The sequence below is a fragment of the Yoonia sp. genome (genome assembly GCF_014859355.1).
In the GTDB taxonomy this organism is placed as follows: Bacteria; Pseudomonadota; Alphaproteobacteria; order Rhodobacterales; family Rhodobacteraceae; genus Yoonia.
On record NZ_JACUUJ010000003.1, the window covers coordinates 98,668 to 122,497 of the forward strand.

Below are 23,830 nucleotides of genomic sequence, written 5' to 3' on the forward strand. Positions count from 1 at the left end.
CCTGTTATTCGCGGTTGCCGAACAGTTGCAGCATGAAGATGAACATGTTGATAAAGTCGAGGTAAAGCGTCAGCGCACCCATCACGGCTGCCTTGCCCAACCATTCGCTGTCACCTGTGGCCGCATGCTGGATGTAATCGGTCTTGATCTTTTGTGTGTCATAGGCGGTCAGACCAGCGAAGATCAGCACGCCAATGGCCGAGATTGCGAACATGATCGCTTCGGATTGCATGAAGATATTGACGATCATCGCAACGATCAGACCGACAACGCCCATGATCAGGAACGATCCCCAAGCAGAAATGTCTTTCTTCGTCGTGTAACCCCACATCGACAGGCTGGCAAAGGCGATCGCTGTGATCAGGAAAATCTGAACGATCGAGAAACCTGTATAAATCAGGAAGATCGAGCTGAGCGAGACGCCCATCGCGGCCGCGTATGCAAAGAAATACGTCCCCAGACCCGAGGCCGACAATCTGTTCGCTGCGGCGCCAAAGCCAAACACCATGGCGAGCGGCAACAGGAACATCACCCATTTCAGCGGTGTGGCATAGATCAGATAGCCAAGCTGGGTCAGGTATTCGCCGTTGCCCATGGCGTATTGTGTCGGCTGATCCGTGACCGCAAGACCGGAAATCGCCCAAGCGGCAAGACCTGTGATCAACATGCCAATCGACATGGTGCCATAGACTTTGTTCATGTGGGCGCGGAGCCCCGTGTCGATCGTTGACGCACGGACGCCAGCAGTTGTCTTCATTGTCTCGAATTGAGCCATCTATACCTCCAGAAAGAACACAGTGATGCAGCACTGCAGTTAACTTGGGTTTGATATTGGCACATACCCCTGCATTTTCAAGGCTAACCGGTCCTTGAAGGGGTCAATTCTGATCGTTTTTGGCAGGAAAGTTTATTTTCTGACCAAAGGTGCGCTTATTTGCGCCAATAGACAGGAACATCCCATGCTGCGCGCTTGGCTTCTGCGGCTGCCTCGCGGTGATTTATGCCAATATCTGCCAGCAAATGGTCGTCAAGATGGCGCAAGGCGCGGCGTTGACGGGTGACAGCGATCATTGCCCCAAGTCTTGCGGGAATGCCGCTGCCTTGCCGGGGTGTCGGGGCGCAAATGCTGTTCTGGTGGACGACCTGTGTCATGATATCTTCTTTCGTGATAAATTCAGCAGATATTATTCTGCCGCTTGATATTTAGCGTGGCGTGAACCATTCCTGAAATGAATGCTTGTTGAATAATGCATCAGGAATTGTGATATGGCTCGAAATCTGGACATGACGTCGCTGCGGTCTTTTGTGGCGGTGGCGGATACGGGTGGGGTAACACGGGCCGCAGGGCTGCTGAACCTGACGCAATCGGCTGTGTCGATGCAGTTGAAACGGCTGGAAGATTCGTTGGATGCTGGTTTGCTCGACCGGTCAGGGCGGACCGTTGCGCTGACTCCGCAGGGTGAGCAATTGCTCGGCTATGCTCGGCGGATACTGGCGCTGAACGATGAAATCCATGCCAGATTGACCGCCACCGAATTTGAAGGCGAACTGAAATTGGGCGTGCCGCATGACATTGTTTACCCTGTGATTCCGACCGTGCTGCGCCAGTTTGCCGCGCGGTATCCCCGAATGAGGGTGCATCTTTTGTCCTCTTTCACCCGTAACCTGATGGATGAATTCAACCGCGGCGAAGTTGATCTGATGCTGACCACCGAAGACAGTGTTGGCAGCGGCGGCGAAACCCTGACGCAAATTCCGCTTGTCTGGGTTGGTGCGCCAGGCGGGCAGGCGTGGAAACAACGCCCCCTGCGATTAGCCTTTGAACAGCGCTGTTTTTTTCGGCAATATGTCCAACGACGGCTGGATGATGCGGGTATCGCGTGGGAAATGGTGGTGCAAAGCAATTCCAGCCGCACGATCGAGGCAACGGTCAGTGCCGATCTGGCTGTGCATGCCATGCTGGAAGGCACCGAACCGCGCCATTTCGAACAGATTGACCATGGCGGCAATCTGCCCGCCTTTCGCAAGATGAACATCAACATGTATCACGCCGACCTGAAGGATGGGCCGGTATTGGCGGATCTGGCCAAGCTGATCAGGGACGGGTTTTATACGATGAACATGCCCGCTATGGCGTGACGACGACCTTGCCGGTTGATTTACGGCTGCGCATCAGTTCCAGCGCCTGCGCCGCGTCGTTTAGTGGGAAAATATCGCTGATATGTGGCTTCAGCCGTCCTTTGCTGTGCCAGTCCATCAAGGTGGTAAGACTGTCGGTCAGCGCCTTGGGGTGAAACGCCAGATATCCGCCCCAGTAAAACCCGATGATGGTGATATTCTTGACCAGAATGATGTTGGCCGGAATTTGCGGCACATCGCCACTGGCAAACCCGATAACCAAGATGCGGGCTTCACGGTTGCACGCACCCAGCGCCGACTTGAACGCATCGCCGCCCACAGGGTCGTAAACGACATCGGCCCCACCCAGTGCCTTGACGGCTGCCTTGATATCGGCGCTTGTGCTGTCGATCAGATGATCGGCACCGGCGGCCTTGGCCACGGCGAGTTTATCCGCACCGCGCGCCACAGCGATCACAGTTGCCCCCATCGCCTTGCCGATTTCAACCGCCGTCAGCCCGACACCGCCTGCAGCCCCCAACACCAGCAATGTTTCCCCCGGTCGCAAGCGGGCCCGCCGGTCCAGCGCCAGATGCGACGTGCCATAGGCCACCATGAAACCGGCGGCTGTTTCCGACGTCATATCATCGGGCACAGGGCGGCACAGGGCGGCAGGAAAACAACCCATTTCAGCCATACCGCCCTGTCCGCCAAACACCGCAACGCGCGTGCCAATTGCAGGCGCGGTCACGCCGGGGCCATGGCCGATGACGGTGCCGCAGACTTCCATCCCCAAGGTAAAGGGTGGGGTGGGGGTATCCTGATATTGGCCTTTGGCCATCAAAAGATCTGCGAAATTCAATCCGCAGGCCGCGATTTGTAGCAAAACTTCACCAGCCTCGGGTGCGGGCTGGTTGACCGTCACAATCGTTGGGTCGGTGTCGAATGATCTGACTTGGAAGGCGCGCATATGATCGAATCCCTGATGCCGTAATTGATTTCCCCGTAACTTCATCCGTTTGAACGGGATCTGACAGCCCCAGTTTGCTTTGTTTGGGGGATGACCTTGCGAACCTGTCTTTAAGGGCAGGTCAGGTCACTGCAACCGTTGCGTGTTTTGTGATATTGATGTCATGCACGTGACATTGCGCGATTTGTTGGTTGGCAGGGGTGCCGGTATGGCTTCGCAACGGGGTCTGGCAACAGATGTGCTGGTGGCTTTGAAATGAAGGAATCGAAAAGATGAAACATCCGGTTGACATTCATGTCGGCAAACGCATCCGCCATCGCCGTTGGATGAACGGCACCACGCAACAGCAATTGGCTGAACAGGTCGGGATCAAGTTTCAGCAAATACAGAAATATGAAACGGGAATGAACCGTGTCAGCGCTTCACGGCTTTGGGACATTGCCAACGTCCTGCACGTTCCGGTATCCTTTTTCTTTGAAGGGCTGGATGCACAACCTGCGGCTGATGCCGGCAAATCAGATTTACCGGGGGATATCCTGACGGACAAGGAAGCATTGGAATTGCTGCGGTCCTATTATGCGATTCCGGAAAATCAGCGCCGTCGCCTGTTTGATCTGGCCCGTGTATTAAGCGAGGCGGCCTGAAAGGCCCCTTGACCACGGCATCGCGTGCAGGCTACCGCAGCGCCATAGGCCATGCGGATGGAGTGGGCGATGCAACTGGACACGACAACACAAGCCGATCTTGTCAGGGTGGCGCATTTGTTGGCCGATACCGCGCGGTCCGAAACGCTGCGGCTGTTTCGCACAAGTGATCTGGTCGCTGATGACAAGGGGGCAGAGGCCTTTGACCCGGTCACCGCGGCGGATCGTGCCGCTGAACAGGCTATGCGCGCTATTTTGGCCCGTGAACGCCCCTGTGATGCTGTCCTTGGCGAAGAATTCGGTCCCACCAGCGGCACAACCGGCCTGACGTGGGTGCTGGACCCGATCGACGGCACCCGCGGTTACATGAGCGGGACACCAACATGGGGCGTTTTGGTGGCTGTTTCCGATGAAAGCGGCCCGCTGTTCGGGCTGATTGACCAGCCCTACATCGGCGAACGTTTTGTTGGTGGGTTCGGGCAGGCGGCGCTGAGCGGCCCGCACGGCCCGCAGGCGCTGCGCTGCCGGCAGGGCAGTTCTCTCGAGAGGGCGACCCTGATGACGACGTTTCCAGAGGTCGGCACGCCAGATGAAATGCGTGCATTTCGGGCGGTATCGGCACAGGCGCGGCTGACGCGTTATGGCATGGATTGCTATGCCTATGCGCTGTTGGCCGCCGGTCAGGTCGATCTGGTGATCGAGGCGGGGTTGAACCCCTACGACATTCACGCCCCCATCGCCGTGATCAAGGCGGCAGGCGGGATCGTCACCGACTGGGCAGGTGGCCCGGCCCATGATGGGGGGCGCGTGATTGCGGCTGCAAACCCTGTCGTGCATGCCGCCGCACTGGCTGTATTGCAGGCTGCCTTGCGTGACTGACACGCTGATTCGCAATGCCATGACCATCCTGACGATGGATGACGTCCGCAGCGAACTGGCGGGGGCCGACATAAGGATCAGCGGCGGGGTGATTACGGCCATCGGGCACGATTTGCCGACCGACGGCTGTGCCATTGTCGATGCCACCGGCGCTGTTGTCACCCCCGGTCTGGTGAACACGCATCACCATCTTTACCAAACCCTGACGCGTGCGGTTCCTGGCGGGCAAGATGCGTTGTTGTTTGGCTGGCTGCAAACGCTCTATCCGATTTGGGCGCGCTTTGGCCCCGAGGAAATGTTCGTTTCGGCCCAGATCGGGCTGGCGGAACTGGCGCTGTCGGGCTGTTCGTTGACTTCGGATCACCTGTATCTTTTTCCAAACGGGTCGCGGCTGGATGACACGATTGCCGCCGCGGCAGAGGTCGGCCTGCGGTTTCACCCCACCCGTGGCGCGATGAGCATTGGCGAAAGTGCAGGCGGCCTGCCCCCCGATCTGCTGGTCGAGGATGAGGCGGCAATTCTGAACGACTGCATCCGCGTCATTGATGCCTTTCACGACCCGAACCCAGGCGCGATGGTCCGCGTCGGTGTCGCCCCGTGCAGCCCATTTTCCGTGACCCGCGACCTGATGCGCGATGCCGCCCTGCTGGCCCGCGAAAAGGGCGTGATGCTGCACACCCATCTGGCGGAAAACGACGAAGATATCGCCTATAGCCTGGAAAAATTCGGCTGTCGTCCGGGGCAATATGCCGAAGATCTGGGCTGGACCGGCGATGATGTCTGGCATGCACATTGCGTCAAACTGGACGCGCAGGAAATCAGCCTGTTCGCGCGCAGTCGCACCGGCGTGGCCCATTGCCCCTGTTCGAACTGTCGTTTGGGATCAGGCATCGCGCCGGTGCGTGCGATGCGTGATGCGGGCGTGCGCGTGGGCCTTGGTGTGGACGGATCGGCCAGTAATGACATCGGCAATCTGATGGGTGAGGCACGGCAGGCTATGCTGTTGCAACGCGTGCAGAACGGGGCAGATGCCATGTCGGCGCGCGAGGCACTGGAAATTGCCACGCGTGGCGGGGCGCAGGTGCTGGGCCGCGATGATTGCGGGCAGATTGCCGTGGGCAAACGCGCCGATATCGCGATCTGGGATGCGCGCGCGGTGGAAAACGCTGGGTCTTGGGATGCGGCGGCACTGGTGCTGGCGGGGCCTGCCAAGGTGCGTGATTTGTTTGTCGAAGGGCGGCAGGTGGTGGCCGATGGCCAGATGACGACCCTTAATCTGGATGCAACGATTGCGCGACAGAATGCGCTGGCGGCAAGGTTGGCGGAATAGGTCCGTAAAGTTGTTTGGAAAGGTGTGAAAATGCGCAGGATGATGGCGGTATTGTATTTGGTTGCAATGGCGGCCTGTGGTGCGGTCAGCTCGATGGATGAACCTGTCAGCGCTAGTTTCGCCGCCGATCTGAACACATTCCGCAACAGTCAGGGGCAGGGCGCTGTTACCCCCGACCGCCGCCTGCAACGCGCAGCCCTGGCCCATGCCAATGACATGGTGCAGCGCGATTATTTCGCCCACCAGTCGCCGGATGGCGGGCGGATGAGCGACCGCATCGCCGCCAGCGGTTATCGGGCTTGCGCCGCGGCGGAAAACATCGCCTTTGGCCAAAAGACCGAAGCCGCCGTTTTCGCCGCATGGCGCGAATCGGCCGGGCACCGGCGCAACCTGCTGGGTAGCGCCTATGCCCATTATGGCTTGGGCCGGTCTGGCGACACTTGGGTGCTAGTGCTGGCGCGCAGTTGCTAGCGGCGCTTGCCCGCCACCCAGACATCGCGCACCGCGCGGTCGTCGCCCATCATGATCGTGGGAAAGAGCGCATCCCAGATGTCCTCTGCCCGCGCGCTGCGCTGGGCAATGGCAGGCGTTGACGCCAGATCAAGCACAACGATATCCGCCATCGCCCCCACCCCCAGATGGCCGATCTGCCCGCCCATATGCAACGCCCGCGCCGATCCTTCGGTCGCCAGCCACAGCAGTTGTGCGGGATGCAATGCGATGCCGCGCAACTGCCCGATTTCATAAGCCGCCGCCATCGTGCGCAGCATCGAAAACGATGATCCGCCGCCGGTATCCGTTGCCAGCCCGATGCGCAGACTGGCCTGCGCCAGCCTCATCAGATCAAACAGCCCCGACCCGATAAAGGTGTTCGATGTCGGGCAATGCACCACGGCGGCGTCGATTTCGGCCAGCCTGTCCACCTCGCGGGGTTCCAGGTGGATCGCATGGCCATAAAGGCCGCGCGCACCCAGCAGGCCAAAGGTTTCATAGGTGTCCAGATAGTCGCGGGCCGCGGGAAACAGATCGCGCACCCATGCGATTTCTGACAGTTGTTCGCTCAGATGCGTTTGCATCAGGCAATCGGGGTGTTCCGCCCAAAGCGCACCAAGGGCGGCCAGTTGGTCGGGGGTGGATGTGGGCGAAAACCGCGGTGTGATCGCGTATTGCGCACGCCCGACGCCGTGCCATTTTTCCAACAGCGCCTTGCTGTCGTCATAGGCGGTTTGCGCGGTGTCGCGCAGGGTGTCGGGGGCGTTGCGGTCCATGCAGGTCTTGCCTGCAACAACGGCCATGTTGCGCGCGGCGGCTGCGGTGAAAAACGCATCTACACTGGCAGGGTGGATGGTGCAGAAACTGGTCAGTGTCGTGGTGCCGTGATCCAGCGCCAGATCCAGCGTGCGCGCGGCCACATCGGCGGCATAGGCCGGATCGCCAAAGCGGGATTCCTCGGGGAAGGTATAGGTGTTCAGCCAGTCAATCAACTGCTTGCCCCAACTGGCGACGATACCGGTCTGGGGGTAATGCATATGGGCATCGACAAATCCCGCGCTGATCAGACCGTTGCCATAATCCGTGACGTTGGCGTCTTGGTGTGCGGCCCGCAACGCATCGGCCGCACCAACCGCAGCAATACGCCCGTCGATGATGCAAAGGGCGCCGCGCTGTTCATACCGGACAGCATCCGGCCAGTCGCCCAGCAGTGGATTGCCCGTAAAGCCAATCGTTTGGCCAAGTAAAAGATGTTTTGTCATATCGCGACCTTATGATCCCGCCAACGCGCCGTAAATCAAGGAATCGCGTTGTCACCTTGGGCCAGTTGTTTATGTTCCCACAAGCAAAGAGGGGTGCACGATGGCCGATCCGACCGAGAACGACGAAGAGGAAGTCTTTGGCATCACCGATCGCCTGATCGCCGAGGTTATGGATGCCGTGGCCGACGATGCGCCAGCGACGATTGACGCCTTGCTGGAACCGCTGCACCCCGCCGACATCGCGCATTTGCTGGAACAGATCGACAGCCGCGACCGCCGCGCCTTGCTGACCGTGTGGAAAGGCGGGATGGACGGCGATATCCTGTCGGAATTGAACGAGCAAATCCGCGAAGAGGTCATCAAGCAGCTTGCACCCTCGGAACTGGCCGAGGCCGTGCGCGATCTGGACAGCGATGATGTGGTCGATCTTGTCGAATACCTCGACGACGCGCAGCAAGAGGCCGTTCTGGACGCGCTGGAAGCCGGCGACAGGGTCGTTATCGAACAGGCGCTGTCCTATCCAGAGGAATCGGCCGGGCGGCACATGCAATCCGAACTGGTGCGTGCGCCCGAACATTGGACCGTCGGCGATGCCATTGATTACATGCGCTCTGACGTGGTGTTGCCCGATCAGTTCTACCATGTGATCCTTGTCGATCCCCGGCTCAAGGCGGTGGGTTATGTGACTTTGGGCCGCATCCTCAGCAATCCGCGCAGCACACCGCTGATTGATCTGGCAGAAGACAGTTTTCGCACCTTTCACGTGGAACAGGACGTGGAAGAGGTGGCGCATGCGATCAACCACTATCACATGATCACGGCCCCCGTCGTGGACGATGACGACCGGATCGTGGGCGTGATCACCATAGACGACGCCATGGCGTTTCTGGAAGAAGAAGCAGAAGAAGACATCCTGCGCCTTGCTGGTGTGGGCGAAGGCAGCCTGTCGGATTCCGTTCTGCAAACCACGCGCTGGCGGTTGCCATGGCTTGGGGTGAACCTGCTGACGGCAATTCTGGCATCGCTTGTTATTTCACTGTTCGAGGAAACGATTGCCGGATTGGTTGCGCTTGCCGTTTTGATGCCGATCGTTGCGTCGATGGGCGGCAATGCGGGCACGCAATCCCTGACAGTGGCAGTGCGCGCGATTGCAACCCGCGATATCACATCATCGAACGTCTGGCGCGTGATCCGCCGCGAAATTCTGGTTGGCTTGATCAACGGGATGATCTTTGCGCTGGTGATGGGGCTTGTGGGATTGGCCTGGTTCGGCTCGCCCATGTTGGGGGCGGTGATCGGCGTGGCGATGGTGTTCAACCTTGTCGTGGCGGGGCTGGCGGGCACTGTTGTGCCGATTGTGCTGGACAAGATCGGCATTGATCCGGCGCTTGCCTCTGGCACCTTTGTGACGACGGTGACCGATGTCGTGGGCTTTTTTGCCTTCCTTGGGTTAGCGGCGGTATGGCTGATATGATCGACAAATCTGCCGCCCGCACTGCGGCTTTCGCACGGCGCGCGCAGGTACATGCCACCGGGCAGGGCACCGCCGCGTATCTGAGTGCCGTGCTGGCGGGGTATCGTGGTGTGCCTTTGTCGGGCTATATGGCGATGCGCACGGAAATTGACCCGACTGCAGCGATGGCGGAAGCCGCCGCACATGGCCCTGTCGGCGTGCCGGTGATCATGGGCAAGGGCCTGCCGTTGCAGTTTCGCCTGTGGGAGCCGGGGTGCACCATGGTGCCGGGGCCATTCGGCGCACAGATCCCTGCAAGCGGTGATTGGATGCAGCCCGAAATCGTCATCGTGCCGCTGGTGGCCTTTGACCGGCGCGGCGGGCGATTGGGTTATGGCGGGGGGTTTTATGATCGCACGCTGGAACTGCTGCGCAGCCGACGGCCCACCTTGGCCATCGGCTTTGCCTATGCCGCGCAGCAAGACAGCGATTTGCCGCTGGAGCCAACCGATCAACCGCTTGATCTGATCGTGACGGAACAGGGCGTGATCACGCCCTGACGCTTCTTTGTCGTTCAAATATCCCCGCAGGGTGCCACAAATTTCGCGAAATTTGTCTTGCCGCTCAGCAGCGTGCGTCAGCTGTTGGAAAAGGCTTCCATCACCTCGTCCGAGGCCTCGAAATTGGCGGTAACGCGCTGCACGTCGTCGTCCTCTTCCAGCGTATCAAGCAGCTTCATCAGCTTGGTCAGCCCGTCCAGATCAAGCTCTGTCGTGATGTTGGGCTGCCAAATCAGCTTGGTCGATTCCGATTCGCCCAAAGTCGCCTCTAATGCGGTAGCGACTTCGTTCAGATCGGTGTCGGCGCAGATGATCACGTGATTTTCATCGTCGCTTTGCACGTCTTCAGCACCAGCTTCGATTGCGGCCATCATCACCGTGTCAGCGTCACCAACGGATGCAGGGTAAACTACCTGCCCCTTGCGGTCGAACATGAAACCGACAGACCCGGTTTCACCCAGGTTGCCACCGTTCTTGGAAAAGGTTGACCGCACTGTCGATGCGGTGCGGTTGCGGTTGTCGGTCATCGTTTCCACAATCACCGCAACCCCGCCGGGGCCATAGCCTTCATAACGGATTTCATCATAGTTTTCCGCATCCCCACCTTGGGATTTCTTGATCGCGCGGTCGATCACATCCTTGGGCACGGAACTTGATTTCGCTTCCTTAACGGCAAGACGCAGGCGCGGGTTCTTGTCGGGGTCCGGGTCGCCCATCTTGGCGGCTACGGTAATTTCCTTGGCCAGCTTGGAAAACAGCTTGGATCGCAGTTTATCCTGACGCCCTTTGCGGTGCTGGATATTTGCCCATTTTGAGTGGCCGGCCATCGGAAACCTCGTCGGATGTGGTGGAAATCTGCGCCTCTATACGGCAAGGGCAGGGGCGCCTGCAACCCACGCCCTAAAGCGGCCAGATATAAGGGATGACAAAAGCAACGATCGGGGCCAGGGTGATGTTCAGCGGTATTCCGAATTTCAGGAAATCGGCAAACCGATACCCCCCCGGCCCGTAAACCAGCGTGTTTGTCTGATACCCGATGGGTGTGGCAAAACTGGCACTGGCTGCTAACATGACCGCCACGACCAGCGGGCGGGCATCCACCCCCAATGCGCTGGCCAGCCCGATTACGATGGGCGTCATCACGACAGCAACCGCGTTGTTTGATACCAGTTCGGTCAGCAGGCTGGACAGGCCATAGACGGCCAGCACCACAAAGAACGGCGGCAGCACAAGCATGAAAGGCGAAACAGCATTTGCGATCGCTGATACCGCGCCAGAGGATTCCAGCGCCGAGCCGACGCCAAGCATGGCAAAGATCAGCGCCAAAAGGCGGCCATCAATGAATGAAAATGCCTCTTCTGCATCAATGCAGCCTGTCATCAAGACGACAGTGACACCTAACATGGCCAGCAGCAGGATGGGTGCGACCCCAAGCGCGGCCAACACGACCACACCCAAAAGCGTCACGATGGCGATGGGGGCATGCCCGCGCCGGTAGGCCCGCTGCGACGGTTTTGATACATCGCCAAGGTTCATATCTTCGGCCAGGCGCTGGATATCTTCGGGCGCGCCTTCCAACAGCAATGTGTCACCGACGCGCACAACGATGTCATCCATCTGTTGGGCGATATTGATATCGCGCCGATGCACGGCCAGCGTATAAACCGCATAGTGCCGCCGCAGCCGCAGTGCCCCCAGCCGCCGGCCAATCATCTTGCAATTGGGGGTGATCAGCACTTCGACAGTTGTGGTTTCCACCGTCGAAACCTGATCGACGCGGCGCAGATCCTTGGTGGCCTGCAATGACAACAGTTCGGACATTTCGGTGCGTAGCACGACCCTGTCACCCATCTGTAATTCGACGCCTTCCAAATTGCGCCGCAGTGATTTGTCGCCGCGCACGACATCAATCAGCCGCACACCGTCACGCTTGAACAACTGGATCCCCGTCACGTCGCGCCCGATCAGGTTGCTGTCGGGGGGGATTACCGCCTCGGTGAAAAACCGCATTTTTGACCGGTCCGACAGCATGGTCGCGATGCTGGGGCGGTCGGGCAGCAGGCGCGGCCCCATGACGTAAAGATACAGAAAGGTCCAGATCATCACGACCAGACCCAACGGCATGATTTCGAGAATGCCAAAGGGTTCCAGCCCCGACGCCCGCGCGACCCCGTCAACCAGCAGGTTGGTCGAAGTGCCAATCAGCGTCAGCGTGCCACCGACAATGGCCGCATAGCTAAGCGGAATCAGCAGCTTGCTGGCAGATGTTCCCAATGTGCGCGCAAGCTGCACAAAGACCGGGATCATCACGACGACCAGCGGCGTGTTGTTCATAACTGCGCTGCCCAATGCCACGAAAATCAGACCACCGCCAATCGCGCGCGTCGGGCTGACCTTGGCCTGCCGTTCGGCCAGTTGGGTCATGGCATGCAATGCCCCGGTGCGCACCAGGGCGCCGACAATGATGAACATCGCCGCAATTGTCCATGGTGCGGGGTTGGACAGGGATCTGACCGCATCCTGATAGGGCAGCACACCGCTGATCAGCAGGATCGACACCCCGATCAGGGCCACGACTTCTGTCGGGTAAGTTTCGCGCATGAACATCACGAACATCGCGATAATGACGGCGAGCGTCAGAAATGCAGATTGCGTCTGGCTGAGCTGGGGCAGGCTATCCATAGTTCACAGTCTTACGGAAGGCCCTGTCCGGGGCAAGCACAACCCGCCTCAGGCAGGTCCGGCCTGTGCAAGCCGCCCGCCCTGACGCACCATTTCAACCCGTGTTGCCCGCCCTGTCTTGTCGTCAGTTTCCACGTAAAGGCCGGACAGGGTTGCGGGCTGCGTCGCGGGGGTAAACCGTGCCTTGGGCATGCCGGTGATAAAGCGGCGTAGCGGTTCGGTTTTTTCCATCCCGATGACGGAATTATAATCGCCGCACATACCAGCGTCAGACAGATAGGCGGTGCCGCCGGGCAGGATCATGGCATCGGCGGTCGGCACATGGGTGTGGGTGCCCACCACGATGCTGGCGCGACCGTCACAAAAATGGCCGGTTGCCATTTTTTCGGAGGTCGCCTCGCAGTGGATATCGATCAGACTGGCCTGCACTTGCCCGCCCATCGGATATTGCCGCAGCGTCGCATCCAGTGCCGAAAACGGATCATCAAAGGGCCGTTTCATAAACACCTGCCCCAGCACCTGCGCGACCAGCACCTTGCGCCCGCCGGGGGCGGTGAAAACCCGCGCGCCGGCACCGGGGGCCGCCTTGGAAAAGTTGATGGGCCGGATGATGCGTGGTTCCTTTTCTATGAATGCCAGCATGTCCTTTTGATCAAAGGCATGGTCACCCAGCGTGACCACATCGGCGCCCGCCTCCAGCAACAGTTTGGCGTGATCCGCTGACAAGCCCATGCCGGATGTGGCGTTTTCGCCGTTGACCACGACGAAATCCAGCCGCCAGTCTTTGCGCAGTTGCGCGAGCCCTTCCGCTATCGCGGTTCGGCCAGCGCGGCCCATGACATCACCAAGAAAAAGAATTTTCATGTCACCCTGTTAGGGGGTCTGACGACAATCTTCTAGAAGATTTTCCCGCGGCGCCGGAAATTTAGCTAAATTTCCGGCGTGCTGCCGCTTGCCTTGCTGAATGGATGGTGCCACCGATGTGCGATGCAAACTATTGCCGCCTCTCGCCCGGTTGCCGGGGTTTTCTGGATGGTCGTGACGGGCCTGATGTTTGTGGCCGTCACAGCAATCGTGAAGCATCTGGGCCAGAATGTGCCAGCGGCCCAAGCGGCATTTCTGCGGTATGTGCTTGGGCTTGTCTTCTTGGTGCCGATGCTGCGCCCGATCCTTGTTGCCCGGCTGACGCCGCGCCAGTTGCGGCTGTTCGGGATGCGCGGTGTGGTGCACACGCTGGCGGTGATCCTGTGGTTCTTTGCCATGGCGCGCATCCCCTTGGCCGAGGTGACTGCGATGAATTACCTGTCACCTGTCTATGTCTCGATCGGGGCGGCGTTGTTTCTGGGCGAAAAACTGCCACCGCGTCGTTTGATTGCGGTGCTGGCGGCACTGGTGGGGGCGGCCATCATTCTGCGCCCCGGTGTCAAGGTGATCGAACCGGGGCATCTTGCCATGCTGGGCACGGCTGCGTTGTTTGCAGCCGGTTACCTGATCGCCAAGCAGCTTTCGGGCGAGGTGTCACCGGCTGTGGTTGTGGGTATGCTGTCGATTACAGTGACGATCGGGCTTGCGCCCTTTGCCTATGCGGTTTGGGTCACGCCGACCCTTGTGCAGTTGGGCTGGCTGTTTCTTGTCGCTTTTTTTGCCACTGCCGGACACTATACGATGACAATGGCCTTTGCCGCAGCCCCGCTGACGGTCACACAACCGGTGACGTTTCTGCAGCTGGTCTGGGCCGTCTTGCTGGGTGCGATATTTTTCAACGAAGCTGTGGACGCTTTCGTCGTGCTTGGCGGCGTTATCATTATGGCTGCGGTCAGTTTCATCACATGGCGCGAGGCCGTCGCGCGGCGCACAGTGACCCCTGCCGTGCCTGAAACAAAGGTCTGATTGCGCCTGTGTTGCAGCCCCGGGGGGTATTCTTACGCGGAAGAGGCCGGAGAGAGGCGCGCAAGGATCGAACTTTGCGTGATCTGGCCAATGGGTTGGCCGTTTTCGGTCACTTGTAACGCGTTGGTTTCTATCATCTGCATGATGTCCTGCACGGGTGTTTCCGCGTCTATTTCGGGGCCAGAGGCGGTGCCAGCGATCATCACATCACGCGCGGTCAACACGCCCAGCGGGTTCATATGTGCGACAAAATCAGCGACATATTCGTTTGCCGGGTTTGTAAAAATCTCGCGCGGGGTGCCAATTTGCACGATCCGCCCGCCCTCCATGATTGCGATGCGGTTTCCCAGTTTGAACGCCTCGTCCAGATCGTGGCTGACGAAGATGATCGTCTTGTTCCGCTTGGCCTGCTGGTCCAGCAATTCGTCCTGCAAACGGGTGCGGATCAGCGGATCAAGCGCTGAAAAGGGTTCGTCCATCAAAAGGATCGGCGCGTCGGTGGCAAATGCACGGGCAAGGCCCACGCGCTGCTGCATCCCGCCTGACAATTCGCCCACCAATGCATCGGCGCGGTCGGCCAGCCCGACCATTTCCAGTTCGCGTGCGACCCTTTTGGCGCGTTCCGCCTTGTCCAGCCCGGCGAGTTCCAGCCCCAGCCCCACGTTGTCGCGCACGGTGCGCCATGGCAGTAGGCCGAATTGCTGGAACACCATCGAGACGCATTCCAGCCGCACCCTGCGCAGATCATTGGATGACGCACCGCCGACGCTACATGTCCAGTCGCCATCGTTGATGCGCACTTCGCCCCGGATCACGGGGTTCAGCCCGTTGACTGCGCGCAAGAGTGTGGATTTGCCAGACCCCGACAGCCCCATCAGCACAAGGATTTCGCCTTCTGCCACAGTCAGCGAACAGTTGTGCACGCCCAGCACCTGACCTGTCTTTTTCTGGATTTCCGGGCGTTCCAGCCCCTGATCCATCAACGGCAGGGCGGTTTCGGGCCGTTCGCCGAAAACGATGGACACATTGTCAAATTCTACAGCATTCATTTTGATTTCACCCGCAACATTCGGTCCAGCATGATGGCGACAACCACGATGACAAAGCCGGATTCAAACCCCAGCGATGTATTCACGGTGTTCAGCGCGCGAATGACCGGCACGCCCAGCCCGCTGGCCCCCACAAGGGCCGCGATCACCACCATCGACAGCGACAGCATGATCGTCTGGTTCAGCCCCGCCATGATCTGTGGCAGGGCAGATGGCAGTTCCACCTTGAACAGAACCTGCCGCTTGGTCGCGCCAAAGGCCTGCGCGGCCTCAAGCAGTGGGGTCGGGGTGGAGGACACCCCCAGATGCGTCAGCCGGATCGGCGCAGGCAGCACGAATATCACGGTCGCGATCAGCCCCGGCACCATGCCGATACCAAAGAATACGATGGCCGGGATCAGGTAAACGAAAGTGGGCAGCGTCTGCATCAAGTCCAGCACAGGTGCCATCGCCCTGTAAAGCCGGGGGCGATGTGCGGCTGCGATCCCGATCGGCACGCCGATCCCCATGCAAACCACGCAGGCGGACAGCACCAGCGTCAGGGATTGCATCGTTTCGCGCCAGTAACCCTGATTAAGGATGAACAGGAAACCCAGCACGATCAACACCGGCGTTTTCCAGTTGCGTTGCAGCCCATAGGTCAGGGCCGCGAAAACAGCGATGACGGCAAAGGGATGCGGCGTTTGCAGCACCCAAAGGATGCCGTCTATCAGTCCTTCCATCGCGTCGGACAGCCAATCAAAAAAGAACCCCATATCGCGGTTCAACCAATCGAATACGGATTTCGCCCAAGGTCCAATGGGTATCTTGTTTTGGGTTAGCCAGTCCATGCATGCCTCTTACGCTATGAAAAAGGCGGCCCCGTGGGGGACCGCCTGTCAGGTCTTGATTATTCGGCCAGTTTCGCGGCCACCGCGGCAGCCGCATCGCCGCCATCCTTGGTGGTCACACCGTCCAGCCAGCTTGTGTAGGCATCAGGGTTGGCGGCCAGCCATGCGGTTGCGGCGGCATCCGGGTTTGCCCCGTCATTCAGGATCGCGCCCATGATTTCGTTTTCCATAGTCAGCGTGAATTCCAGATTTGTCAGCAGCGCGCCCACGTTCGGGCAGGCATCAACGAAACCGGCGCGGGTGTTGGTGTAAACCGATGCTCCGCCCAGATCGGGGCCGAACCAGTCATCGCCACCTTCCAGATAGGACATGTCGAAATTGGCGTTCATCGGGTGCGGTTCCCAGCCCAGAAACACAATCGGTTCGCCCCGGCGCGATGCGCGGTCAACCTGTGCCAGCATCCCCTGTTCAGAGCTTTCCATCACCTGAAACCCGTCCAGCCCGAATGCGCCTGCTTCGATCATGTCAAGGATCAGGCGGTTGCCGTCGTTGCCGGGTTCAATTCCGTAGATCTTGCCATCCAGCGCGCCGGCATTGGCGGCGATATCTGCGAATGTGGCAATGCCCATGTCGGCAGCGGCACGATTGACGGCCAACGTGTATTTCGCCCCTTCAAGGTTTGCGCGTACCGTGTCCACGGTGCCTGCTTCGCGGTAGGGGGCGATGTCGGCTTCCATCGTTGGCATCCAGTTACCAAGGAAAACGTCGATGTCACCTTCGGCCAGCGAGATATAGGTCACAGGAACCGAGAGCAGTTTGATGTCGGTCTCGTATCCTAACGCGTCCAGCACGACGGTGGTTGCGGCTGTGGTTGCGGTGATATCAGTCCAGCCAACGTCAGCGAATGTGATCCTTTCGCAGTCGGCAAGGGCAGGTGTGGCGGCAACCAGTGCCAGCACGGATAGCGCGGATTTCAATTTCATCTCTCTCTCCCGGTTGATATTGATTGACTAGTCAATAAAGAACGATTTACCTTGCGTTGGCAACCCCCACGAGGAACATATGCCAAAGCTTGGAATGGAGCCTATCCGCCGCGCGGCCTTAGTGAAAGCCACGATTGACGAAATCGGTGCAACGGGCACGCTGGATGTGACCGTAAGCCAGATTGCAAAGCGCGCAGGCATGTCAACTGCACTGGCGCATCACTATTTTGGCGGCAAGACCCAGATATTTCTCGCGGCGATGCGGCATATTCTGGCTGTCTATGCGGATGAGGTGCACGCGGCGCTGGCCACAGCTGACGGGCCCTTGGCTCGGCTGGAAGCGGTTGTTCGGGCGGGTTTTGCTTCGTCTAATTTCCGGCCCGAAGTCGTCGGTGCATGGCTGAATTTTTATGTGCTTGCGCAGTCATCCCTTGATGCACAGCGGCTGTTGGATATCTATCAACGGCGGTTGCACAGCAATCTGGTGCATGACCTGCGCCCGCTGGTTGGGGATCGGGCAGATCAGGCGGCAGCGCGCATCGCGGGGCTTATTGACGGGCTTTACCTGCGGCGTGGCCTGCAACAATCCGCACATTTCGACTTACCCGCAGCAGATCATGTTCTGGCCCTTCTCAGGGCGGAATTGAAAGGAACCACCACATGACCAAACCCAATATCCTGATCATCATGGTGGACCAGTTGAACGGCACACTATTTCCCGACGGTCCTGCCGACTGGTTACATGCGCCCAACCTCAAGGCGCTGGCGGCGCGGTCCACCCGTTTTGCCAATACCTATACCGCGTCGCCGCTTTGCGCGCCGGGGCGGGCGGCTTTCATGTCGGGGCAGTTGCCCAGCCAGAACGGTGTTTATGACAATGCCGCCGAATTTACGTCCTCGATCCCGACCTATGCGCACCATTTGCGCCGCGCAGGCTATCAGACCTGCCTGTCGGGCAAGATGCATTTCGTCGGCCCAGACCAGATGCACGGGTTCGAAGAAAGGCTGACCACCGATATCTACCCCGCCGATTTCGGCTGGACGCCGGATTACCGCAAACCCGGTGAACGGATCGACTGGTGGTATCACAACATGGGGTCTGTGACAGGCGCCGGCGTGGCCGAAATTTCCAACCAGATGGAATACGACGACGAAGTCGCCTATCACGCCACCCGCAAGATTTACGACTTGTCACGTGGGCATGATGCGCGGCCATGGTGCCTGACTGTCAGCTTTACCCATCCGCATGACCCTTATGTGGCGCGCAAGAAATACTGGGATCTCTATGAGGACTGCGAACACCTGATGCCGCCTGTCGGCCCGATCCCCTATGCCGAACAGGATGCCCATAGCAAACGCATCCTTGATGCCAACGACCGCGACAATTTCAACATTACAGACGATCATGTCAAACGCGCCCGCCGGGCCTATTTCGCCAATATCTCGTATCTTGACGACAAGATCGGCGAAGTGCTGCAAACGCTGCAAGAAACACGGCAAGAGGCAACGGTCATTTTCGTGTCAGACCACGGCGATATGCTGGGCGAACGGGGGTTGTGGTTCAAGATGTCGTTCTTCGAAGGCTCCGCGCGCGTGCCTTTGATGATCGCAAGCCCCGAAATGGCGCCGGGGCTGAATACCACACCTGTCAGCACCATCGACGTGACGCCAACGCTGTGCGATCTGGCGGGCGTCGATATGTCAGAAGTCACGCCATGGACCAGCGGCGAAAGCCTTGTGCATCTGGGGCAGGGCGGCACCCGCGACACGCCTGTCGCCATGGAATACGCCGCCGAGGGCAGCATCGCGCCGCTGGTGTCGCTGCGCTATGGCAAATGGAAATACAACCGTTGCGCCCACGACCCCGATCAACTGTTCGATCTGGATGCAGACCCGCTTGAACTGAGCAACCTTGCCGATGTTCCCGCACATCAAGGCACGCTGACACAGCTGCGCGCCAAATCGGAAAGCCGCTGGGATCTGGCCCGCTTTGACGCCGCCGTGCGCCAATCGCAAGCCTGCCGCTGGGTGGTCTACGAGGCGCTGCGCAACGGCAATTACTACCCGTGGGATTACCAGCCGCTGCAAAAGGCATCCGAACGCTACATGCGCAACCACATGGACCTGAACGTGCTGGAAGAAAACCAGCGTTTTCCCCGTGGCGAATAACCCCTTCATCTTGGCCCAAAAACTCCCGCCGGAGGCTCCTGCACCATGAACACACAACCCACCGCCAGCCATTTCATTGATGGCAAATACGTCGAAGACACCGCCGGAGAGGTGATCGAGGTCATTTATCCCTACACTGGCAAGGTCATCGCAACCCTACATGCCGCGACCCCCGCTATCGTGGATCAGGCGCTTGAAGCGGCCAAACGCGCGCAAAAGGAATGGGCGGGCTGGACCGCGACGGAACGGGGCCGCGTGCTGCGCCGCGCCGCCGAGATCATGCGCGCGCGCAACCACGACCTGTCGGTTCTGGAAACCTATGACACCGGCAAACCCTATCAGGAAACATCCGTTGCCGATGCCACATCGGGCGCGGATGCGTTGGAATATTTCGGCGGTCTGGCGGCCAGCATCACGGGTGAATACATCCCGCTGGGTAATGATTTCGTCTATACCCGCCGCGAACCGCTGGGGGTTTGTGTCGGCATTGGCGCATGGAACTATCCCACGCAAATCGCCTGCTGGAAAGGCGCGCCCGCGCTGGCCTGTGGCAATGCGATGGTGTTTAAACCATCGGAAACCACGCCGTTGTCGGCGCTGAAAGTGGCCGAAATATTGTTCGAGGCCGGCGCACCCGCAGGCGTTTATAACGTCATTCAGGGGTTCGGCGCGGTGGGGGCTGCGCTGATCACCGACCCCCGCGTGGACAAGGTATCGCTGACGGGTTCGGTGCCCACGGGCCGCAAGGTTTATGCCGCCGCCGCACAAGGTATCCGCAATGTCACGATGGAACTGGGCGGTAAATCGCCCTTGGTGATCTTTGACGATGCCGATCTTGAAAATGCCGTGTCGGGCGCCATTCTGGGCAATTTCTATTCATCCGGGCAGGTCTGTTCCAACGGCACGCGGGTCTTTGTGCAAAAAGGCATGAAGGATGCGTTCCTGACGCGACTGACCGAACGGCTGGCGGGTGTCAAAATGGGCGATCCGCAAGACCCCGGTGTGAATTTCGGGCCGATGGTGTCGGAAAACCAACGCGATATTGTCGAAGGCTTTATCGCCAAGGGGGTCGCGGAAGGTGCCACTTTGGTCTGCGGGGGCAAGCGCCCCGACATGCCGGGGTTCTTTCTGGAACCCACGGTTTTTGCCAGTGTGACCGACGACATGACCATCGCGCGCGAGGAAATTTTTGGCCCTGTGATGTCGGTTTTCGATTTCGAAACAGAAGCCGAGGCATTGGCCCGCGCCAACGACACGATCTATGGCCTTGCCGCCGGTGTCTTTACCGCCGACCTGACCCGCGCACACCGTATGGCGGCAGGGTTCGCGGCGGGAACCTGCTATATCAACACCTACAACGATGCACCGGTCGAGGCGCCTTTTGGTGGGTCCAAACTTTCTGGCGTGGGGCGTGAAAATTCCAAGGCCGCGATCGAATACTACAGCCAGATCAAAAGCGTCTATGTCCGCATGGGCGATCTGGAGGCACCGTTCTAGATGCAAGCTGATTATGTCATCGTCGGCGCAGGCAGTGCAGGCTGCGCCATGGCCTACCGGCTGGCCGAAGCGGGAAAACAGGTGCTGGTCATTGAACATGGCGGCAGTGACCGGGGGCCGTTTATCCAGATGCCCGCCGCGCTGTCCTATCCGATGAACATGAAAATGTATGACTGGGGGCTGAAATCCGAACCCGAGCCACACCTTGGCGGGCGGCAACTGGTCACGCCGCGCGGCAAGGTGATTGGCGGGTCGTCGTCAATCAACGGGATGATCTATGTGCGCGGCCACGCGCGTGATTTTGATCATTGGGCCGAAATGGGTGCGCAAGGCTGGGGCTATGCCGATGTGCTGCCCTATTTCAAACGGATGGAAAACTGGCACGATGGCGGCCACGGCGGTGATCCGGCGTGGCGCGGCACCGATGGCCCGCTGCACGTCACGCGCGGCCCGCGCAAAAACCCGCTGACCCGCGCCTTTGTCGCAGCAGGGCATCAGGCAGGTTACCCCATCACAGGTGACTATAACGGCGAGCAGCAAGAAGGGTTTGGCCCCTTCGATGCCACGATCTACAAGGGGCATCGTTGGTCGGCGGCCAGCGCCTATCTGCGCCCGGCACTGAAACGGCCCAACTGCACCCTGACCCGTGCCTTTGCCCGCCGCATCGTGATCGAGAACGGGCGCGCCGTCGGTGTCGAAGTATCGCGTGGCAAAAAGATCGAAGTGATCCGCGCCAATGTCGAGGTGATCATCGCCGCGTCGTCGCTGAATTCGCCCAAACTGCTGATGCTGTCGGGCATCGGCCCCGCCGCGCATCTGGCCGAACACGGGATCAAGGTGGTCGCCGACCGCCCCGGCGTAGGGCAAAACCTGCAGGACCATCTGGAGTTGTATATCCAGCAGGCGGCGACCAAACCCGTATCGCTGTTTTCTTACTGGAACCTGCGCGGCAAGGCGCGGATCGGTGCGGAATGGCTGCTGTGGAAAACTGGCCTTGGCAGTTCCAACCAGTTCGAAAGCGCGGGCTTTATCCGGTCGCGCGCCGGTGTTGATTACCCTGATATCCAGTTCCATTTTCTGCCCATCGCAGTCAGCTATGACGGCAAGGTCGCCCCCGAAGGCCATGGGTTTCAGGCACATGTCGGCCCGATGCGGTCAGTGTCGCGGGGGCAGGTCACGCTGCGGTCTGCAGACCCGCAAGACAATCCACGCATCCAGTTCAACTATATGTCCGACCCGCAGGATTGGGAGGATTTCCGCACCTGTATCCGGCTCACGCGCGAGATTTTCGCGCAACCGGCCTTTGATGAATATCGCGGGCACGAAATTCAGCCGGGTGACGCGGCAAAAACAGATGAGGATCTGAACGCCTTTATTCGCGAACATGTCGAAAGCGCCTATCACCCCTGTGGTACCTGCAAGATGGGCGCGGTGGATGACCCCATGGCGGTGGTTGACCCACAGGCGCGGGTGATCGGGGTCGATGGGTTGCGGCTGGCCGACAGTTCGATCTTTCCGCGCATCACAAACGGCAATCTGAACGCGCCGTCGATCATGGTGGGGGAAAAAGTGTCTGACCACATCCTGCAACGCCACCCGCTGCCACCCGCGAATGACCAGCCGTGGATTCACCCTGCGTGGGAAACGTCACAACGTTAAGAATTTGTTAACCTTCGTTAACGAAATGAGTTGAGGATTGGCCGCAGGAATGCTTTTCCGGCGTCATGATCAGATTTTTTTCGCTTTTGCTAACGCTGTTTTTCGCAACGACCAGCTTTGCTGCCCCCAATGGCGTGTTGCGCGTGATCGACGCGGATACATTCGATGTGGGCGGTGTGCGGGTGCGGTTGTTTGGCGTGGATGCGCCCGAGATGGGGCAACCGTGTTCAGCAAGTGGGCGGACGTGGGATTGCGGGCGCTGGGCGCGCGATCTGGTGCGCGACCGGTTTGAAGGTCGGCACGCCAATTGCACACAGCGCGATATTGACCGCTATGGAAGGGTTGTCGCAACCTGTGAAATCGCTGGCGTGGATATGGGTGAATCGCTTGTCACCGATGGAATCGCTTGGGCCTACCGGCGCTATTCCAGCCTTTATGATCTGGATGAAAAGGCGGCCGCTGTTGCAGGACGCGGATTGTGGGGGTTCACGGTTCAGATGCCGTCTGACTATCGCGCGCGCCAGGTGACGGGGCAGGGCGCACCGGATGGGGGCTGTTTGATCAAGGGCAATATTTCAAACAGCGGGCGCATCTATCATGTGCCCGGCGGGCGCGATTACGACCGCACCGCGATCAACCCGTCACGTGGTGAACGCTGGTTTTGCAGCCGGGCCGAGGCCGAAGCTGCAGGTTGGCGAGCCGCTAGAAACTGATCTGTTTGATCCGTATCAAGGTCTGCACATCACCTGCGCGATATGCACTTTGTGACGCGCCAATAAAGGGATGATAAAATGTCGAATACGCCACACGAACTGCACGAAGAATTTCCTAACGATCAGGATACGATCCACCGGCTGAAAGAAACGGATCCGCATTTTGCAAAAATGTTTGAAGATTATCACGCCGTGAACCGTGCCGTCCACCGCGCGGAAACAAATCTGGAACCAACCGATGACCTGCACATGGCAGAACTGCGCAAGGAGCGTATGGCGCTCAAGGACATGATCGCCACCGCTCTGCGTGATTCAGCTTGATCAGGTGGTTGACTTGCCTTCAACGGTATCCTGAAAATGTTCAAAAAACTGGTCAGCCATTTTGCGGGCAAAACCGCCTACGATCCGGCTGCCCAGTTGCGCCAACTTGCCGCCCACTTTGGCGTCCACGGTATAGGTCAGCTCGGTGCCTTCATCCACTTCGGTCAGGCTGACATCTGCGCGGCCCTTGGCGAAACCTGCCACACCGCCCTTGCCTTCGCCGACAAGGGTATAGCTCTCAGGGGCGTTTACGTTTTCCAGCGTGACCGCGCCTTTGAATGTGGCAGACACCGGGCCGACCTTTTGCTTCACCACCGCCTCGAACCCGA

25 protein-coding genes are annotated in these 23,830 nt (G+C 59.3%); 14 read left to right on the forward strand and 11 right to left on the reverse strand.

Annotated elements, in window-relative coordinates; genetic code table 11:
• Positions 1-4: 4 nt before the first annotated feature.
• Positions 5-775 carry a Bax inhibitor-1/YccA family protein gene (locus IBX59_RS02590; protein ID WP_296372085.1) on the reverse strand — a complete coding sequence of 257 codons (771 nt, stop codon included), beginning with the start codon at positions 773-775 and terminating at the stop codon, positions 5-7.
• 155 nt (positions 776-930) lie between these two features.
• On the reverse strand, positions 931-1,152 hold the full coding sequence (locus tag IBX59_RS02595; protein ID WP_296372087.1) for a DUF1127 domain-containing protein: 222 nt from the start codon (positions 1,150-1,152) through the stop codon (positions 931-933).
• A gap of 114 nt (positions 1,153-1,266) precedes the next feature.
• On the opposite strand from IBX59_RS02595, the gene IBX59_RS02600 reads away from it, so the two are divergent.
• Positions 1,267-2,139, forward strand: coding sequence for a LysR family transcriptional regulator (locus IBX59_RS02600; RefSeq protein WP_296372089.1), 873 nt, complete (start codon positions 1,267-1,269; stop codon positions 2,137-2,139).
• On the opposite strand, the gene IBX59_RS02605 is transcribed toward IBX59_RS02600, so the two are convergent.
• Positions 2,129-3,088, reverse strand: a complete 960-nt coding sequence (locus tag IBX59_RS02605; RefSeq protein ID WP_296372091.1) for an NADPH:quinone oxidoreductase family protein — start codon at positions 3,086-3,088, stop codon at positions 2,129-2,131. The genes IBX59_RS02600 and IBX59_RS02605 overlap by 11 nt on opposite strands.
• Before the next feature lie 272 nt (positions 3,089-3,360).
• Here IBX59_RS02605 and IBX59_RS02610 point away from each other — a divergent pair, with 272 nt between their 5' ends.
• The 4 genes from IBX59_RS02610 (at position 3,361) to IBX59_RS02625 (ending at position 6,412) form a co-directional block, all read left to right on the forward strand.
• On the forward strand, positions 3,361-3,732 hold the full coding sequence (locus tag IBX59_RS02610; RefSeq protein ID WP_296372094.1) for a helix-turn-helix transcriptional regulator: 372 nt from the start codon (positions 3,361-3,363) through the stop codon (positions 3,730-3,732).
• Positions 3,733-3,801: 69 nt separating this feature from the next.
• Positions 3,802-4,611 carry an inositol monophosphatase family protein gene (locus IBX59_RS02615; protein WP_296372095.1) on the forward strand — a complete coding sequence of 270 codons (810 nt, stop codon included), beginning with the start codon at positions 3,802-3,804 and terminating at the stop codon, positions 4,609-4,611.
• Positions 4,604-5,941 carry an 8-oxoguanine deaminase gene (locus IBX59_RS02620; protein ID WP_296372098.1) on the forward strand — a complete coding sequence of 446 codons (1,338 nt, stop codon included), beginning with the start codon at positions 4,604-4,606 and terminating at the stop codon, positions 5,939-5,941. The genes IBX59_RS02615 and IBX59_RS02620 overlap by 8 nt, the downstream gene beginning before the upstream one ends.
• A gap of 30 nt (positions 5,942-5,971) precedes the next feature.
• On the forward strand, positions 5,972-6,412 hold the full coding sequence (locus IBX59_RS02625; protein ID WP_296372100.1) for a CAP domain-containing protein: 441 nt from the start codon (positions 5,972-5,974) through the stop codon (positions 6,410-6,412).
• On the opposite strand, the gene guaD is transcribed toward IBX59_RS02625, so the two are convergent.
• Positions 6,409-7,695: a guanine deaminase gene (gene guaD, locus IBX59_RS02630; protein ID WP_296372102.1), complete on the reverse strand. Its 1,287-nt coding sequence runs from the start codon at positions 7,693-7,695 to the stop codon at positions 6,409-6,411. The genes IBX59_RS02625 and guaD overlap by 4 nt on opposite strands.
• Positions 7,696-7,795: 100 nt before the next feature.
• Between guaD and mgtE the strand changes: the two genes are divergently transcribed.
• Positions 7,796-9,169 carry a magnesium transporter gene (gene mgtE, locus IBX59_RS02635; RefSeq protein ID WP_296372104.1) on the forward strand — a complete coding sequence of 458 codons (1,374 nt, stop codon included), beginning with the start codon at positions 7,796-7,798 and terminating at the stop codon, positions 9,167-9,169.
• Positions 9,157-9,708: a 5-formyltetrahydrofolate cyclo-ligase gene (locus IBX59_RS02640; RefSeq protein ID WP_296372106.1), complete on the forward strand. Its 552-nt coding sequence runs from the start codon at positions 9,157-9,159 to the stop codon at positions 9,706-9,708. Before mgtE ends, IBX59_RS02640 begins: the two co-directional genes overlap by 13 nt.
• A 77-nt stretch (positions 9,709-9,785) precedes the next feature.
• Here IBX59_RS02640 and IBX59_RS02645 read toward each other — a convergent pair whose 3' ends face one another.
• The 3 genes from IBX59_RS02645 to IBX59_RS02655 all read right to left on the reverse strand — a co-directional run bounded on the left by IBX59_RS02645 (position 9,786) and on the right by IBX59_RS02655 (position 13,254).
• Positions 9,786-10,535, reverse strand: coding sequence for a YebC/PmpR family DNA-binding transcriptional regulator (locus IBX59_RS02645; RefSeq protein WP_296372108.1), 750 nt, complete (start codon positions 10,533-10,535; stop codon positions 9,786-9,788).
• Between the two features lie 73 nt (positions 10,536-10,608).
• Positions 10,609-12,390: an SLC13 family permease gene (locus tag IBX59_RS02650; protein WP_296372110.1), complete on the reverse strand. Its 1,782-nt coding sequence runs from the start codon at positions 12,388-12,390 to the stop codon at positions 10,609-10,611.
• 48 nt (positions 12,391-12,438) lie between these two features.
• A complete protein-coding gene (locus tag IBX59_RS02655) occupies positions 12,439-13,254 on the reverse strand; it encodes a TIGR00282 family metallophosphoesterase (protein ID WP_296372112.1) in 816 nt (271 codons plus the stop codon).
• A 123-nt stretch (positions 13,255-13,377) separates the two neighbouring features.
• Here IBX59_RS02655 and IBX59_RS02660 point away from each other — a divergent pair, with 123 nt between their 5' ends.
• A complete protein-coding gene (locus IBX59_RS02660) occupies positions 13,378-14,280 on the forward strand; it encodes a DMT family transporter (RefSeq protein WP_296372114.1) in 903 nt (300 codons plus the stop codon).
• A 32-nt stretch (positions 14,281-14,312) separates the two neighbouring features.
• Here IBX59_RS02660 and choV read toward each other — a convergent pair whose 3' ends face one another.
• Genes choV through choX form a run of 3 tightly spaced genes read right to left on the reverse strand, consistent with a single transcriptional unit; the run spans position 14,313 to position 17,142 of the window.
• Positions 14,313-15,329 carry a choline ABC transporter ATP-binding protein gene (gene choV, locus IBX59_RS02665; protein ID WP_296372116.1) on the reverse strand — a complete coding sequence of 339 codons (1,017 nt, stop codon included), beginning with the start codon at positions 15,327-15,329 and terminating at the stop codon, positions 14,313-14,315.
• Positions 15,326-16,159 carry a choline ABC transporter permease subunit gene (choW, locus tag IBX59_RS02670; RefSeq protein WP_296372118.1) on the reverse strand — a complete coding sequence of 278 codons (834 nt, stop codon included), beginning with the start codon at positions 16,157-16,159 and terminating at the stop codon, positions 15,326-15,328. The genes choV and choW overlap by 4 nt, the downstream gene beginning before the upstream one ends.
• Positions 16,160-16,218: 59 nt before the next feature.
• Positions 16,219-17,142 carry a choline ABC transporter substrate-binding protein gene (choX, locus tag IBX59_RS02675; RefSeq protein WP_296372120.1) on the reverse strand — a complete coding sequence of 308 codons (924 nt, stop codon included), beginning with the start codon at positions 17,140-17,142 and terminating at the stop codon, positions 16,219-16,221.
• A 79-nt stretch (positions 17,143-17,221) separates the two neighbouring features.
• Here choX and betI point away from each other — a divergent pair, with 79 nt between their 5' ends.
• The 6 genes from betI to IBX59_RS02705 all read left to right on the forward strand — a co-directional run bounded on the left by betI (position 17,222) and on the right by IBX59_RS02705 (position 23,501).
• Positions 17,222-17,806: a transcriptional regulator BetI gene (betI, locus tag IBX59_RS02680; RefSeq protein ID WP_296372122.1), complete on the forward strand. Its 585-nt coding sequence runs from the start codon at positions 17,222-17,224 to the stop codon at positions 17,804-17,806.
• Entirely contained in the window at positions 17,803-19,311 is a 1,509-nt protein-coding gene (gene betC, locus IBX59_RS02685; protein ID WP_296372124.1) for a choline-sulfatase, read from the forward strand. The genes betI and betC overlap by 4 nt, the downstream gene beginning before the upstream one ends.
• A gap of 45 nt (positions 19,312-19,356) precedes the next feature.
• Entirely contained in the window at positions 19,357-20,808 is a 1,452-nt protein-coding gene (betB, locus tag IBX59_RS02690) for a betaine-aldehyde dehydrogenase (protein WP_296372126.1), read from the forward strand.
• Entirely contained in the window at positions 20,809-22,467 is a 1,659-nt protein-coding gene (gene betA, locus IBX59_RS02695; RefSeq protein ID WP_296372128.1) for a choline dehydrogenase, read from the forward strand. It begins immediately after the preceding gene.
• A 65-nt stretch (positions 22,468-22,532) separates the two neighbouring features.
• Positions 22,533-23,180 carry a thermonuclease family protein gene (locus IBX59_RS02700; protein WP_296372129.1) on the forward strand — a complete coding sequence of 216 codons (648 nt, stop codon included), beginning with the start codon at positions 22,533-22,535 and terminating at the stop codon, positions 23,178-23,180.
• 78 nt (positions 23,181-23,258) lie between these two features.
• The gene (locus IBX59_RS02705; protein ID WP_296372130.1) at positions 23,259-23,501 is read left to right on the forward strand and encodes a DUF465 domain-containing protein; all 243 of its coding nucleotides are present in this window, start codon (positions 23,259-23,261) and stop codon (positions 23,499-23,501) included.
• On the opposite strand, the gene IBX59_RS02710 is transcribed toward IBX59_RS02705, so the two are convergent.
• A partial coding sequence (locus IBX59_RS02710) for a CoxG family protein (RefSeq protein WP_296372132.1) occupies positions 23,502-23,830 on the reverse strand: 329 nt, incomplete at its 5' end.

Excerpts from the sequence above, each read along its gene's own strand:
- IBX59_RS02590 (WP_296372085.1), bottom strand. The coding sequence starts at position 775 with ATGGCTCAATTCGAGACAATGAAGACAACTGCTGGCGTCCGTGCGTCA.
- IBX59_RS02595 (WP_296372087.1), bottom strand. The coding sequence starts at position 1,152 with ATGACACAGGTCGTCCACCAGAACAGCATTTGCGCCCCGACACCCCGG.
- IBX59_RS02600 (WP_296372089.1), top strand. The coding sequence starts at position 1,267 with ATGGCTCGAAATCTGGACATGACGTCGCTGCGGTCTTTTGTGGCGGTG.
- IBX59_RS02605 (WP_296372091.1), bottom strand. The coding sequence starts at position 3,088 with ATGCGCGCCTTCCAAGTCAGATCATTCGACACCGACCCAACGATTGTG.
- IBX59_RS02610 (WP_296372094.1), top strand. The coding sequence starts at position 3,361 with ATGAAACATCCGGTTGACATTCATGTCGGCAAACGCATCCGCCATCGC.
- IBX59_RS02615 (WP_296372095.1), top strand. The coding sequence starts at position 3,802 with ATGCAACTGGACACGACAACACAAGCCGATCTTGTCAGGGTGGCGCAT.
- IBX59_RS02625 (WP_296372100.1), top strand. The coding sequence starts at position 5,972 with ATGCGCAGGATGATGGCGGTATTGTATTTGGTTGCAATGGCGGCCTGT.
- guaD (WP_296372102.1), bottom strand. The coding sequence starts at position 7,695 with ATGACAAAACATCTTTTACTTGGCCAAACGATTGGCTTTACGGGCAAT.
- mgtE (WP_296372104.1), top strand. The coding sequence starts at position 7,796 with ATGGCCGATCCGACCGAGAACGACGAAGAGGAAGTCTTTGGCATCACC.
- IBX59_RS02640 (WP_296372106.1), top strand. The coding sequence starts at position 9,157 with ATGGCTGATATGATCGACAAATCTGCCGCCCGCACTGCGGCTTTCGCA.
- IBX59_RS02645 (WP_296372108.1), bottom strand. The coding sequence starts at position 10,535 with ATGGCCGGCCACTCAAAATGGGCAAATATCCAGCACCGCAAAGGGCGT.
- IBX59_RS02650 (WP_296372110.1), bottom strand. The coding sequence starts at position 12,390 with ATGGATAGCCTGCCCCAGCTCAGCCAGACGCAATCTGCATTTCTGACG.
- IBX59_RS02655 (WP_296372112.1), bottom strand. The coding sequence starts at position 13,254 with ATGAAAATTCTTTTTCTTGGTGATGTCATGGGCCGCGCTGGCCGAACC.
- IBX59_RS02660 (WP_296372114.1), top strand. The coding sequence starts at position 13,378 with ATGCAAACTATTGCCGCCTCTCGCCCGGTTGCCGGGGTTTTCTGGATG.
- choV (WP_296372116.1), bottom strand. The coding sequence starts at position 15,329 with ATGAATGCTGTAGAATTTGACAATGTGTCCATCGTTTTCGGCGAACGG.
- choW (WP_296372118.1), bottom strand. The coding sequence starts at position 16,159 with ATGGACTGGCTAACCCAAAACAAGATACCCATTGGACCTTGGGCGAAA.
- choX (WP_296372120.1), bottom strand. The coding sequence starts at position 17,142 with ATGAAATTGAAATCCGCGCTATCCGTGCTGGCACTGGTTGCCGCCACA.
- betI (WP_296372122.1), top strand. The coding sequence starts at position 17,222 with ATGCCAAAGCTTGGAATGGAGCCTATCCGCCGCGCGGCCTTAGTGAAA.
- betC (WP_296372124.1), top strand. The coding sequence starts at position 17,803 with ATGACCAAACCCAATATCCTGATCATCATGGTGGACCAGTTGAACGGC.
- betB (WP_296372126.1), top strand. The coding sequence starts at position 19,357 with ATGAACACACAACCCACCGCCAGCCATTTCATTGATGGCAAATACGTC.
- betA (WP_296372128.1), top strand. The coding sequence starts at position 20,809 with ATGCAAGCTGATTATGTCATCGTCGGCGCAGGCAGTGCAGGCTGCGCC.
- IBX59_RS02700 (WP_296372129.1), top strand. The coding sequence starts at position 22,533 with ATGATCAGATTTTTTTCGCTTTTGCTAACGCTGTTTTTCGCAACGACC.
- IBX59_RS02705 (WP_296372130.1), top strand. The coding sequence starts at position 23,259 with ATGTCGAATACGCCACACGAACTGCACGAAGAATTTCCTAACGATCAG.